The organism is Myxococcus hansupus, assembly GCF_000280925.3.
Lineage (GTDB): Bacteria > Myxococcota > Myxococcia > Myxococcales > Myxococcaceae > Myxococcus > Myxococcus hansupus.
Window position 1 is genome coordinate 1,301,442 of sequence record NZ_CP012109.1, and the last position, 13,389, is coordinate 1,314,830.

8 protein-coding genes and 1 pseudogene are annotated in these 13,389 nt (G+C 69.2%); 3 read left to right on the plus strand and 6 right to left on the minus strand.

The genetic code is table 11. From position 1 onward, the window contains the following. The first annotated feature begins 98 nt into the window (after positions 1-98). Complete coding sequence (locus tag A176_RS39210; protein WP_162492073.1) at positions 99-1,424, plus strand: hypothetical protein; 1,326 nt, start codon at positions 99-101, stop codon at positions 1,422-1,424. Between the two features lie 1,886 nt (positions 1,425-3,310). On the opposite strand, the pseudogene A176_RS39650 reads toward A176_RS39210, so the two are convergent. The 4 genes and pseudogenes from A176_RS39650 to A176_RS05395 form a co-directional block, all read right to left on the minus strand. Beyond that, positions 3,311-3,604, minus strand: a pseudogene (locus A176_RS39650) (TIGR02266 family protein); the annotation flags it as partial. Next, positions 3,601-4,254, minus strand: coding sequence for a hypothetical protein (locus A176_RS05385; protein WP_002638876.1), 654 nt, complete (start codon positions 4,252-4,254; stop codon positions 3,601-3,603). The gene A176_RS05385 and the pseudogene A176_RS39650, both read right to left, overlap by 4 nt. Then, entirely contained in the window at positions 4,251-6,944 is a 2,694-nt protein-coding gene (gene alaS / locus A176_RS05390; RefSeq protein ID WP_002638877.1) for an alanine--tRNA ligase, read from the minus strand. The genes A176_RS05385 and alaS overlap by 4 nt, the downstream gene beginning before the upstream one ends. A 227-nt stretch (positions 6,945-7,171) precedes the next feature. After that, positions 7,172-7,996, minus strand: a complete 825-nt coding sequence (locus tag A176_RS05395; RefSeq protein WP_021781102.1) for a hypothetical protein — start codon at positions 7,994-7,996, stop codon at positions 7,172-7,174. A 436-nt stretch (positions 7,997-8,432) separates the two neighbouring features. On the opposite strand from A176_RS05395, the gene A176_RS05400 reads away from it, so the two are divergent. After that, positions 8,433-9,182 (plus strand): HEAT repeat domain-containing protein, encoded by a 750-nt coding sequence (locus tag A176_RS05400; RefSeq protein WP_002638880.1) that lies wholly within the window; start codon positions 8,433-8,435, stop codon positions 9,180-9,182. Then, entirely contained in the window at positions 9,179-9,916 is a 738-nt protein-coding gene (locus tag A176_RS05405; protein ID WP_021781101.1) for a methyl-accepting chemotaxis protein, read from the plus strand. Before A176_RS05400 ends, A176_RS05405 begins: the two co-directional genes overlap by 4 nt. Positions 9,917-9,931: 15 nt before the next feature. Here the strand turns inward: A176_RS05405 and A176_RS05410 are convergent, their stop codons facing one another. Next, positions 9,932-12,898, minus strand: a complete 2,967-nt coding sequence (locus A176_RS05410) for a helicase C-terminal domain-containing protein (protein WP_002638882.1) — start codon at positions 12,896-12,898, stop codon at positions 9,932-9,934. A 58-nt stretch (positions 12,899-12,956) separates the two neighbouring features. Continuing rightward, complete coding sequence (locus tag A176_RS05415; RefSeq protein WP_002638883.1) at positions 12,957-13,367, minus strand: cupredoxin domain-containing protein; 411 nt, start codon at positions 13,365-13,367, stop codon at positions 12,957-12,959. Positions 13,368-13,389: the final 22 nt, after the last annotated feature.

Consider the following 13,389-nt stretch of genomic DNA (forward strand, 5'->3'; position numbering starts at 1 on the left):
CTTGGCCGCTCGTGAGGGCGTCATGTCGTGCCGTGGGCGCGTTCTCGCTGGAACTTGGGGCGAGAGGGGGCGCGGTGACAGGCGCTGGGGATTCGGGATTGTCTGTCGCATCGCCAGATTCAGCGCTCAGGCTGGCCGTTGATGCGGGCTGTTTTTCGTCGGAGCCCTGCGAGACGGCCGCCGAGTCGGTGAGAGCCGCAGATGTTGACGTGCTCGCCACATCGTCCGTGTCGGCGCTTACGGTCGCTGCGACGGCGGTCGGGTTCTCCTCGGAGCGATGCGAGGTTGTGGATGCCGCGGATGCGGGCGTGCTCGCCACATCGTCTGCGTCTGCGCTCACGCTCGCTGAGACGGCGGGCTGCTTTTCGTCGGAGCTCCGCGAGTGGAGGGCAGAAGTGGCAGGAGCTGCGGGTGCGGGCGTGTCCGCAAGATCATCTGAGTCGGCGCTCACGCTCGCTGAGACGGCGGGCTGCTTTTCGTCGGAGCTTTGCGAGTGGGGGGCAGACGTGGCAGGAGCCGCGGATGCGGGCATGCTCGCAACATCGTTTGTGTCGGCGCTCACGCTCGCGGCGACGAGGGGCCGCTGTTCGTCGGAGCTTTGCGAGTGGGGGGCAGACGTGGCAGGAACTGCGGATGCGAGCGTGTCTGCGGCATTGTCCGTGTCGGCACTCGCATGTGCTGTGACGGCGGGCTGCTGTTCGTCGGAGCTCTGCGAGTTGGGGGCAGAGGTGGCAGGCGCCGCGAATGCGGACGTGCTCGCCGCATGGCCCGTGTCGGTGCTCACGCTCGCTGTGACGGCGGGCTGTTTTTCGTCGGACTGCTGCTCAATGGGCGCCGAAGTGACAGGCGCTAGGGATGCGGGCGTGGCCGCCACATCGTCAGTGCTGACGTTATCCCTGGTAGAGGGTTGCTTCTCGTCGGAACTCCGAGCGATGGGCGCCGAGGTTGTGGGCGTGCTCGCCACATCGTTCGTGTCGGCGCTTGCGCTGGCCGCACCGGAAAGCTCCTTGTCGTCAGACCTCTGCGAAATGGGCGCTGAGGCTGCGGGCGTGGTCGCCACATCGCCCGTGTCGGCGCTTGCGCCGGCCGCACCGGAAGGCTCCTTGTCGTCAGACCTCTGCGAAATGGGCGCTGAGGAGGCGGGCGTGGTCGCCACGTCGTCCGTGTCGGCGCTCGCGCTGGCCGCACCGGCGGGCTCCTTGTCGTCAGACCTCCGCGAAATGGGCGCCGAGGTTGCGGGCGTGGTCGCCACGTCGTCCGTGTCGGCGCTCGCGCGGGCCGCACCGGAAGCCTGTTCCTCATCGGAACTCTCCGAGAGGGGACGCCGGGCGACAGGTGTTTCCGAGGCGGGCTGCTCTGATGAAGGTACGCCCATGCTGGCGCCTGCGCCAACCGTGGAGGCGGACTGCTGTTCGTCAGAGTGACTCGCGGCGGCAGATGCTTTTGCGGCGGGCTTGTCCGGCGCGTCGTCAATGTCGGCGCTGACGTTGACCGAGGCGGCGGTGGGGGACTCGTCGGAGTTCGGCGGGATGGGACTCGCCGCGACGGGTGCCTCCAAGTCGGACGAGCCTGCTGACTCGTTCGTTCTGGTGCGCTCGCCAGCCGTGGAGGCGGACGTCTTTTCATCGAAGGGCTGCGAGACGGGGCTCGCAGCGACACGCGCTTCTGACCCGGGCTTGCCCGATGAGGCATCAGCGTGTGCGCTCGTGCGAGTCGCTGCGACTGCGGAGGAGGTCTCGTCCGCCTCGGTGGGCACTTTGGCGGTCAGCCCGGTGACGTCGGCTCCTTCATCCTGTTCCCGTTGTGGAGACGTTTCATCGGAGGCCGTGCTCGGACGGGCGCTTTCGTTGGCCTCCGTGCCCTTGTCGAGAGTTCCGGAGGACGCGCGTGTGTACTTCGCTTCGCCTGGCTCTTCACCGCCGCGGGGGACCTCTTCGGGGACGCTCGTCGAAGCTTCCCGGTGCTCGGTGCTCTTGCTGAGCTCCTCCAGGGACGACGTCACTGCTGCATCAATTGCCGCGCCACCCTGACTGTTGGCTCCCGACAGATGCATCTTGGCTGCGGTGCCGATTGCATCGCCCTGCCTGTCGGTGCCCTCTTCGTGAGGATGCTCCTCCTCGATATCGAAGTGCGCATCCTCCGGGCCGGTGACGTCATGCTCGTGATGCGGCGTGCCGGTCGCTTGGGATAGCGCCGTGCGCGTGTTGTCTTCCGCCGCGCCGTGTTCAACCGCGACGTGCGAAGACGGCGAGCTTGATGGCGCGGCAACATCCACGGCCGTTGGGGAGGGTGTGCTCGCTGCTGTGTCGAAGGAGGTTTCTTCCGGGGCATCCGTGGCCAGCGCACCTGCCGCGTAGGCGTTGGCGGGTTCGTCGGAGGTGCCCGTGCCTGGCTGCATGAAGGTGGAACTGGCCTGATTCGGATGTGCGTCGTCGCCGGCACCTTCGAGCTCGGGTTCAGGCCCCTCCTCGCCGCGCTCCGTGAATGCGCCTCCTTCCGGATACGCGTCGTGGCTGCTCGCCTCGGCTTCAGCAAGCCTCGCGGCGATGGCGGAATCGAGCCCATCGCTCGAATCGGCCTCGAATCGAGGAGTGAGGACCCGGGGCTGTTGCTCCGGCTCATCCCACGCCTCCGAGTCCCGCGCTGGTTCGGACGCGGTGTCACGGACCGCAGCGGGTTCATCAGTCGCGTTGTCGGGCGAGGAATCTGGCGCTGTTGCTACCTCGGTACCCGCGATTGCCTCCGGCGCAGGGAGATGGGCCTCGACAGAGGGAACCGGCGCATCCGGTTGTCCACTTGCTGCGGTGGGCCTTTCCTCTGTGCCTGCCTGTGCATTGTCGGGCGTGGCCTTTGCCACTGCCGACGAATCAGTGCGGACGGATGCGTCTGTGTCCGTGTTCGGCGGGACACGCGTGGCCGCCTCATCGGGGTGTGCTGCATCCCGTGCCGTTTCGGCGATTGGCTGCGCGGCGCGTACGGAGCTGGAGCCCCGTGCCCCAGGCGCGCGGCGCACGAGTCCCGGCGGAGGTGCCGGTGTTAGCGCGGGAGGAGAGGGCGTCACCTGCGCTGGATGTGTTTCCGTCAGCGCTGGTTGCGTTGCTGTCCGCGCTGGAGGGGAGGGCGTCGGCGCTGGAGGGGAGGGCGTCGGAGCGGGAGGTGTTGGCGTCAGACGTGAGGGCGGTGCTGGCGTCGATGCCGGACGCGTTGCCGCCAGCGCTGGAGGTGCCGGAGGCTGCGCTGGATGCGTTGCCGTCGCCGCAGGCGGAGGAGGCGACTCCGCGCCGCCCGTGCGCCGTGCCACGACGCGGTCGACCAGCGACTTGCTCGCGGCGTCCAACTTCACGAAGCGCACCGTCATGCCCGTACGCCCGCCCACTGCGTCCACCTGGGCCTTCACGACGACGCCTTCGCCGCGAAGCAGCCGTGTCCCATCCGCGAGGACGAACTCGAACGCGAGCCCGGTGCCTTCGGGCTTCATGGCTCGCGTGGCGACGAACACGCCACCGCGCGCCACGTTCGATCCGTACTTCTCGATGAACTCCTCCTCCGTCGTGTACGGGAGGCGGATGCGAAGCGGGAGGAGGTTGGACGCGGTCCCGCTCATTTCAAGGGAATCCGCGCATCCCCCCCGGAGCCCTGAAGAAGCAGATGCAGCCCGTCATCCCGGAGGGCCTCCGAAGGAAGCTCGAACAGGAGGACCACCTCGGTGCGTTCGTCCGGGGCCCAGGTGCGCCGCAGGGGCCGGGTGCCCGCGACGGCCTGGGCGTCACGAGCCACGGCATATGACTGGGCTCCGGAGCCGACGAGCTTCGCCCCATCGAGGTCCAGCGTCATGGGCGTACTGCCCACGTTGTGCGTCATGAGCTGCACCCGGAAGAACAGGTCCTCGGAAGTCACGCTGACCTTCCCCGAGCCCTTCACCGAGTGCGATGACTCCAATCCCGTCAGCTTCACGGAGAGCGAGTCCAGGCGCACGGTGTCGTTGGAAGCAGGGAGCTCCCAGGTGCGTTCAGCGGGCACGTTGAGGCCCGCGGCGAGGCCCGCGAGGTTCGCGTTGGGGTCTCCACGCGTGGCCTCGGGACCCTGGGTGGCGCGGCCACCCTGATTCACCCGGTCCACCTCCTGGCGGAGCTTCTGAAGCGTCCGGTCATCTCCGGCGCCCGGATACTCAGGCGCGGACTCCTCCTTGCAGCCGCCCAGAACGAGCACGGCCGCCAGGAGCGCCACGGAAGTGGAGGCCCGGTGGTTGTTCACGCCGCGCCCATGCCCTTCACCAGCTCGTACAGCTTCTCGAGCGCCGCCGGGAGCTTCGAGGCATCGGGACCGCCGGCCTGGGCCATCTCCGCCTTGCCGCCGCCCTTGCCGCCGACCTCCTTCGCCATCTCGCGAACGAGCGCGCCCGCGTTGATGCCCTTGGCCACGGCGTCCTTGGTCGCCGCGACCAGGATGATGGCCCGGCCGTCCTTCTCGCCGCCGATGGCGACCACGCCGGACTGGATGCGGTCACGAAGCTGGTCCGCCATGCCGCGCAGGACGTTGTCGTCCGCCGCGTCCACCTTGGTGGCGAGGACCTTCATGCCGTTCACTTCGCGAGCCTGCTCCAGCAGGTCCTTGCTGCTGGCGGTCTGTGCCTTGACGGCGACCTCCTCGACCTTGCGCTCCAGCTCCTTCACGCGCTTCTGGGTCGCCTCGACGCGCTTGGAGACATCCTTGGCGTTCGACTTGAACAGCTCCGCCACCTTGCGCAGCTCGTGCTCCTGCTCGCGGACGTACTGGAGCGCTCCGATGCCCGTCAGCGCGACGATGCGGCGCACGCCGGACGCCACGCCGCTCTCGCTGCTGATCTTGAACAGGCCGATGTCACCGCTGCGCCGCACGTGCGTGCCGCCGCACAGCTCGGTGGACTCGGGGTGCACGGTGACGACGCGAACCGTCTCGCCGTACTTCTCGCCGAACATGGCGACGGCGCCGGACTTCTTCGCGTCCTCGATGTTCATCACGCGCGTTTCGGCCGACGCGTTGTCGCGAATCCAGCCGTTGACCAGGTCCTCGACCTTCTCGAGCTGCTCGGACGAGGCAGGGGAGAAGTGCGCGAAGTCGAAGCGCAGGTAGTCCGGCGCCACGACGGAGCCCGCCTGCTTCACGTGCTCACCGAGCACGAGCTTGAGCGCCTTGTGCAGCAGGTGCGTCGCGGAGTGGTTCGAGCGGATGGACTTGCGGCGCTCCACGTCCACACCGGCCTGGACCATGTCGCCGACCTTGAAGGTGCCCTCGGTGACCTCGACCGAGTGAACCACGAGGCCCGGCACGGGGCGCTGCGCATCGCTGACCTGCGCCACCGCCTTGCCACCGTGGCCGACGATGCGGCCCGTGTCGCCCATCTGGCCGCCGGACTCGCCGTAGAAGGGCGTGCGGTCCAGGACCAGCTCCACCTTGTCTCCCTGGCTGGCCTGGGTGACCTCGACGCCGTCCTTCACGATGGCGCGCACGCTGCCTTCGCCCTCGTGGCCCTCGCCCTCGTAGCCGAGGAACTCGGACGGACCGAGCCGCTCCGACAGCGTCAGGTAGATCTCGCCGGTGGCCTTCTCGCCGGAGCCCGCGAACTTGTTCTTGTTCGCCTCCTCCTCGAGGATGGCCTCGAAGCGGGGCAGGTCCACGTCGAAGCCACGCTCACGGGCGATGATCTGCGTGAGGTCCCACGGGAAGCCGTAGGTGCCGTGGAGCAGGAAGACGACCTCGCCGGAGAGCTGCTTGCCGCCAGCCTTCTGCAGCTTGGACAGCTCCTCCTCGATGAGCTTGAGACCGCGGCTGAGCGTCTGACGGAAGCTCGTCTCTTCGTGCCGGCAGACCTCGAGCACGAAGGTGCGGCTCTCCTTGAGCTCGGGGTACGCGTCGCCCATCAGCTCGATGACGCGGTCCACGACCTTGAAGAAGAAGACCTCGTCCAGGCCGAGCTGGGTGCCGTGCCGGATGGCGCGGCGCATGATGCGGCGCAGGACGTAGCCCCGGCCCTCGTTGGAGGGCTGGACGCCGTCCGAGATGAGGAACGCCGCCGCGCGGCTGTGGTCCGCGACCACGCGCTGCGACGCGCCCGTCTCCTGCGAGTAGGGCTTGCCGCACAGCTCGCTGACGGTGGCGAGGATGTTCTGGAAGAGGTCGGTCTCGTAGTTGGACCGCTTGCCCTGGACGACGGACGCGATGCGCTCCAGGCCCGCGCCGGTGTCGATGGACGGCTTCGGCAGGGGGATGAGCGGCGCGTCCTTCTCCTTGCGTTCGAACTGCATGAACACGAGGTTCCAGATTTCGAGCCAGCGGTCGCAGTCACACGCGACGCCCAGACACGTGTTGCCCGCGGCCTCTTCGACACAGGGGATGTCGTCGCCCTGGTGGTAGTGGATTTCGGAGCAGGGGCCGCAGGGGCCGGTGTCGCCCATGGCCCAGAAGTTGTCCTTGAGGCCGAGCTTGTAGAGTCGCTCGGCGGGGACGCCCTGCTTCTTCCACAGCTCGTAGGCCTCTTCGTCCCACGGGGTGCCGCCCTCGCCGTTGAACACGGTGACGGCGAGCCGGTCGGTGGACAGGCCGAGCGTCTTGGTGACGAACTCCCAGCCGTACGCGATGGCGTCGGACTTGAAGTAGTCGCCGAAGGAGAAGTTGCCGAGCATCTCGAAGAACGTGTGATGCCGGGCGGTGAAGCCCACGTTGTCGAGGTCGTTGTGCTTGCCGCCGGCGCGCACGCACTTCTGCGACGTGGTGGCGCGGCGGTAGTCGCGCTTCTCACGGCCGGTGAAGACGTCCTTGAACTGGACCATGCCCGCGTTGGTGAACATCAACGTCGGGTCGTTGGCCGGCACGAGGGAAGAGGACGCCACACGGCGGTGGCCGCGCTCTTCGAAGAACTTGAGGAACGCCTCGCGAATCTCGGAGGCGGTCAGGGCGGAAGGCATGGTGTGGGTATATGCCACAAGAGGCGGCTTCGCAGGAGTTCTTGGTGGTTGCATGAGGGGCCGGACGGCCCCTGGAACCCCGAGCTGACCCGCCCGGTCGCCCGGAGGGTGGGCGAGCGGGACGCGGGTTGAGGCCCGGACACTCCCGGAGTCCGCGCGGGAGCGGTTTGTTCAAAGGCAAAGGAGTTTGGCGACGCTGTTTGCCTTTGAGGTGCGGGACTCGTCGCTCAGGCCCCCGGCGTGGCGTTCCCGAAACGGCTCAGCATCTCTTCCACGTACTGGACGCCTCGGGGCGTGATGGCTTTGCCCTTCTGGGTGTCCTGGGCGTAGCCCCCGTGCAGCCGGAGCGCCTTGGCCGCGTTGGGCGCCGCATAGGTGACACCCAGCTCTCCCCAGAAGCGGGACGTCGTTCCGGACGTCACCTCGAAGTCCGCGTCGAGAGAGCGCGCGAGGTAGAGTGGGATGAGCGACCGGACGAGCTGGTCCTTCTGCTTGCCCGCGGAGATGAGCTCCTGCTGACGCGGATGTCCGTGCAGCGCGGCCAGCAGTTGTTCCACCGCCGAGCCGCCGTTCCCGGTCGAAACCGAAGCGGGTTCCTTCGCGGTGCTCGTCCGCTTCTTGGCCTTCGCGGCCGGGCGGGTCGTCCGCTTCTCCGACTTCGGACTCGAGGCCGCCCGGGCCTGCTTCGTCGCGGGCTTCTTCTTTTTCGCACCCGGGCGCTGTGGCTTCGACGCCGCCTTGGCCGCGGGCCGCTCGGCCACGGGCGAATCCGCGTCGACGGTCATCGCGCTTCGGGGCGGCGTGCGCTCGGCCACGGTCGGCTCCGGGGCCGCCGTGTCGATGGGTTGCGGTGCGATGGGTCTGGGGCGCGGCGTGCGCTCGACCACGGTATGCTGCGGGGCGGCGCGGGGCACGGGGGAGGGGAAATCTGCGTCACGGGGCGCGGATGTGTCCTGGGCGCCTTTGAGCCCAAGCCGCGCGCGCACCTCACCCACGATACCGCCCAGCCCCACGTTCTGGAGCAGACCTTCCAACCGGGAAGTGAAAGACACCTGGCGAGCCCTCCTGGAGAGGCGCACATTACCCCATCACCGCCACATCCCCGAGCCAATGGCTCGATTCCTGCCAGATGTGCCCACCGAGCGGGCCTCCGGAGCCCGTTTCCGGGAGGGGGCGGGGCCCTCATTCCTCCGGCGGCAAACCTCGCGCTTCATCCCGTGGGACCGAAGCCTGGACGCCAGCAGCGCGCCGCATCGGCCGCTTCTCGGAGGCGGGCATGTGGGCAACAGGTCGTGATTGCGCTCAGGGCCTAGGCCTACATCGCGGGGCGGCTTCCTCAGTCAGAGGTCTGAACAGACACCCGAAGCCCGTGGTGGGACACCCTTCAGGGAGGGAGCAGGCCTGACCCACTGTCCACCACGTGCAAGGCCATGCAAGTGTTCGGCAATCGGCAGACGGCATTAGACTCTCCGGATCCCCTTCCTGCACATGCAGCCGTTTTCCTTCGCCCTCGTCCTGTTGCTCCTCGCGCCTTGCGCGGCCCTGGCCCAGGGTGACTCCCGTATTGGCTTCCTGGGCAAGCAGCTCCAGAAGAGCAAGGACCCGCGTTCGCGCTCGCAGGCGGCGCTGGTGCTCGGAGCCACCGAGGACCCCGAGGCCCTGCCGCTGCTGTGCAATGGACTGAAGGACGAGAGTGAGCTGGTGCGCGCGGCCGCCGCGAAGGGGATGGCGAAGCTGCTGGAACTCGACGCGCTCGACTGCCTCCAGGCGCACAAGGGGGAGGCGGACGCCTCGGTGCAGGCGGCGGTGAGCGAGGCCGTGGAGGCGTTGAAGGAGTATCAGTCCCGGCCGCCTCGCTTCTACGTGCAGCTCGAGGCGGTGAAGGACCGCACGGGCAAGCTGTCCGCGGAGTTGGTGAAGGCGACGGAGGCGCGGCTGCGCTCGCGGCTGGTGCGCAATGGGGCCCAGCTCGCGCCTGCAAAGGAGACGAAGGCCGCCGCGAAGGGCACACTGAAGAAGCTTCGGGTGCGCGGCTACCGCATCACGCCGGAGCTTCATGAGACCGAAGGGGGCGGGTTGCGGGTGGCGCTCGTCTGCCTCACCTACCCGGAGTTGTCGCTGATGGGGCAGGTGGAAGTGAATGCCGCGGGCGCTCAGCCGGGGGACCTCATCAAGGCCCTGGTGCCGCGCGCGGTGGAGGAAGCGGCGGAGACCTTCGAGTGGAGCAGCGAGACATGACGACGACCACGGCGCCCCTCGCGCCCGCCAAGCGACGCTGGCGCAACTTCCTCCTCGATACGGGCTTCCAGCTCAAGCTGACGGCGTACATCGTCACGGTGACGCTCGTGCTGTCGGCGTTGCTGGGCGTGTTCCTCGTCCGCGGCGCGCAGTCGCTGATGCAAGAGACGTCGGCGGCGGTGGAGGCTCGCTCGCGCGCGGCGGAGGTCAGCCGGGAGCTGTCCGGGGCCACGCTGTCCAATGAGCTCCTGGCCCGGATGGACGACCCGACGTTCGAGGCGACCTTCCGCGAGAAGGCGCAGGCCATCGATTCGGCCTACGAGGCGGAGCGTGCCGCCATCGTCGCCCAGCGCGCCGAGCTGGAGCGGCAGCAGAAGCTCACCTGGTGGGTCCTGGGTGGCTTCCTGGTCGCCTTCATCTTCGTGGTGGCGCTGGGGACCATCGTGGTGACGCACAAGGTGGCGGGGCCGCTCTTCCGCATCCGCCGCATGGTGCAGGAGGTCCACGACGGCCGGCTGCGTCCGCCGCAGCACGGGCTCCGCGAAGGGGATGATCTCCAGGAGCTCTTCGAGGCCACCCGGAAGATGGTGAACCGTCTGCGCGAGACGAACGAAGAGGACGCCAGGACCCTGTCCAACGTCCTCGTCGCCGCCGAGCGGTCGGGGGCTCCGGCGGAGTTCATCCACGAGCTGCGCGCGCTGGATGCTCGCTACAAGGCGCGGCTGGAGGACTGAGGCCGGAGTCCGGGCTCAACCCCAGGTGCGCTCAGGCCCCGATTCCACGGTGAGCCCCGTTTCCTTCAGCATCGCGTGGATGCGGAGGCGGGCCTGGGCCCACGGGAGGGCTTCGACGCGGTAACCGTCCAGGGCGCTCATCAAGTGCGCCCGGTAGCTGGGGTGACCGGGGTCCGCGATGATGACCACGCCTCGGTCCGTGGTGGAGCGGATGAGCCGGCCCACGCCCTGGCGAAGTTGCAGGAGCGCCCGAGGCAGCCGGTAGTTCAGGAACCCGATGTACTCGCCGCCGTTCCGCGACAGGGGCTCCTCTCGCGCCGCGACCAGGGGCCGCAAGGCGGGCTCCAGCGGCAGCTTGTCGATGAAGACGCAGCCCACGCCACGGCCAGGGATGTCCACGCCCTGCCAGAAGCTCTTGGTGCCCAGCAGCACCGTGCCCGTGTCGCGCTCCTGCCGTGCCGCCAGGGAGCGGCTGTGCCCGCGCGACTGCCGCAGCACCTCGATGCCCAGGGGATCCAACCGGGCGCGAACGCTCGTGCCCACGCGGTCCATGCGCCGCGTGGAGGCGAACAGCCCCAGCAGCCGGCCGCCCATCGTCTGCGCCAGGCCCGAAATCCGGTGCGAGGCCCATTCGATGAACGGCTCTTCGTGCGCGCGCGGCGCGTCGGTGACGAGCACCACCAACGCCTGCTCGCGAAGCTTGAAGGGCGTGGCCGCGCGCACAATCCGTGGCGCGGGGCGCCCGCCGCGTCCGTCCAGTCCGAGACGGCGGAGGACGAAGGGGGCGTTGTCACCCGTGCCCAGCGTCGCGGAGGCCAGCACCAGCGTGCGCTTGCTCTCCGCGAAGTCCTTCGACACGTAGGCGGACACGTCCACGGGTTGGGCGCTCAGGCTCCACCGCTGGCGCTTCGGCTCCGAGGTGGCGGCGTAGCACCGGCCCGGAGCGGCTTCGCCGGACAGCTCGCCCGCGAGCATGGCCAGCTCACCCAGCTCCGTGTTGGCGCCGGACAGCTCTCGCTCCAGCGCGGGCTGCCGGGCCGCGAGCTCGGGAAGTGCCGCCGGTACACGCACGGACATCAGGACATGGAGCGCCTGGAGCGCGCCACGCACGGCCTCCAGGCCTTCGCGAACGGGCTCCCACACCGGCAGGGCGCGCACCGCCGCGGTGATTCGCAGCTCCGGGGAGTACGCCCCTTCGTCCGAGTCCTCACCCACCGCGGTGGCCGAGGGCTCGCACAGCTCCGTCACCCGCGCCCCAAGGTCACGCGCGTCGTCGAGCAACCGGCGCAGGCCGTCCTCCACTTCGCCCATCAGCGACCGCGTCTCCGTCCGCCGCGAGCCGCTCAGCGCCTTGCGCAGCTCGGCGAAGAGGCCGCGCCGCCCGTCACGGCCGTGAAGCCGCTCGGTGAGGCGGAGGAAGGCCAGGTCCGACAGCTCCAGCGCCAGGGCGGTGGTCGCGACATCCTCGACCTCGTGCGCCTCGTCGAGGACCAGATGGTCCAGCTTCGGGTAGCGCGCGGGCCACGCGAAGGCGAGCGACTGGTTGATGACCAGGACGTCCGCCTCACGCGCCTGGGCCACGGCCGAGTGATAGAAGCACCGATGGAAGTGCGGGCACTTCTCGCCCAGCGTCGTCGAGGCCTCGGAGCGCACGGCGGGCACCAGCGCCATCAGCACCGGGAAGCGCTCGCGGAACCAGTGGCTCAGCCGGTCCAGGTCGCCTTCGCCACTGCGCCGCAGATATGCCCGCAGGTACGCCCGAGGTGCTCGCGCGGCGTGCCCCATGCCGGGCTCAACGCGCGTGGCCTCCAGCGCACGGCGGCGGCACAGGTAGTTCGTCTGTCCCTTCAGCAGCGCGTAACCGAAGCCACCTTTCGTGGCCCTGTGCAGCCGGGGAAGGTCCTTCTCCAGGAGCTGGTCCTGCAGCGTCTTGGTGTGCGGCGCCACGCCCACCTTGCGCCCGTTGCGCGCCGCGAACAGGGCCGCGGGCGCCAGGTACGCCAGGGACTTGCCCGTGCCCGTGCCGGCCTCCACCGCGAGCTGCCCGCCGTCCGACAACGCACGCGCCACGGCCTGCGCCACGTCGAGCTGCGAGGCGCGGCTCACGAAGCCCTCGCCGGATTGCTCCAGCGCGCCGCTCGCGCCCAGCAGCGCGTCAACCTCGTCCGGCCGCACCGGGAGCACGGGCGTGTCGGCCTCGGGCTCCGGCGGGGCGCTCGCGCCTCCCGCGCGCCGCCGCTCCGGCTTCCCGCGCAGGAAGCCCTGGGCCTCCAGCGACAGGGGCGCGGCTTCCGCGCGGCACGCTGCGGCCAGGCGGGACAGCACGTCCACCAACGGCCATTCCTCGTAGTCGAAGGCGCCGAACGCGCCATTCGTCAGGCCCACGCCCTCCATGGCGAGCCGCAGCTCCGCGCCCTTGCGGGGGTCCAACGCGGCGAGCAGGTCCACCACGTCATCGCCACGGCCTTCGCGGATGCACCGGTCCATGGCGTGCACCAGCACCGAGTACACCGCCTCGCAGTCCGACACGGCGCGATGCGGCTGGCGCAGCGCGAGCCCGGCCCAGCGCAGCAGCGACTCCAGCGAGTGGCTGGTCAGCTCCGGGTGCAGGTAGTGCATCAGCTCGCACGAGTCGAGCACCGGCGCGCGGATGGGGCCCAGCAGGTCCGGCAGGAAGCCTTTTTCGAAGGGCGCGTTGTGCGCCACCACTGTCCAGCCGGTGAGCCGCGTGCGCAGCTCCGCCATGTCGGTGCCGAAGCGCGGCTTGCCCGCGAGGTCGGCATCCGTCAGGCCCGTCAGCCGCCGGATGGTGAGGGGAAGAGGCCGCGACGCCGAGTACAGGCGCGCGAAGCGGTCCACCTCGCGTCCGTTCTCGAAGAAGATGCAGCCCAACTCGATGATCTCGTCCACACGAGGGTCCAGCCCCGTGGTCTCGAGGTCGAGGAAGACATGCCGGGTGAAGAGCTCCGCCGCGCCGCCCATTTCAGGGCGCGGAGACTACTCCTCCCGGCGGCGCTGCCCAGAAATCGGCCAGCGTCCTTCAGTCGACCATGAAAACGCCGGAAATCATCTTGTTCATGGCGCAGCCGTACACGAGCTTGCCGGACTCCTTCGGGGTGAAGGCAATCTCCACCGGCTCGTTGAGCGGCAGCGGCGTGTTGATGTCGTAGCCGTCCATGACGACCTCGGTGGCGCACGTGTGGTCCGTCTTGCGCGTCACCACGAGCTTCACCGGCTCGCCCTTCTTGAGATTCACGGGGCTGGGCTCGTAGCCCTTCTCCGTGACGGACAGGTCCACGATGCGCACGCCGTTCTCCCGCTTCTCGGGGGTGAGCGGCGCCTGCTCCACGTCGGGGGACTTGGTGCAACCCTGCTGGGTGACGCCCACCATGGCGGCCGTCGCGGCCAGGGCGAGCCAGGGCTTGATGATGCGGGAGATGAACTGGCGCATGTGGGTCTCGGCGGTGAAGTCG

Coding starts and splice junctions, on each gene's coding strand:
- alaS (WP_002638877.1), bottom strand. CDS start 6,944: ATGCCTTCCGCCCTGACCGCCTCCGAGATTCGCGAGGCGTTCCTCAAG.
- A176_RS05400 (WP_002638880.1), top strand. CDS start 8,433: ATGCAGCCGTTTTCCTTCGCCCTCGTCCTGTTGCTCCTCGCGCCTTGC.
- A176_RS05405 (WP_021781101.1), top strand. CDS start 9,179: ATGACGACGACCACGGCGCCCCTCGCGCCCGCCAAGCGACGCTGGCGC.
- A176_RS05410 (WP_002638882.1), bottom strand. CDS start 12,898: ATGGGCGGCGCGGCGGAGCTCTTCACCCGGCATGTCTTCCTCGACCTC.
- A176_RS05415 (WP_002638883.1), bottom strand. CDS start 13,367: ATGCGCCAGTTCATCTCCCGCATCATCAAGCCCTGGCTCGCCCTGGCC.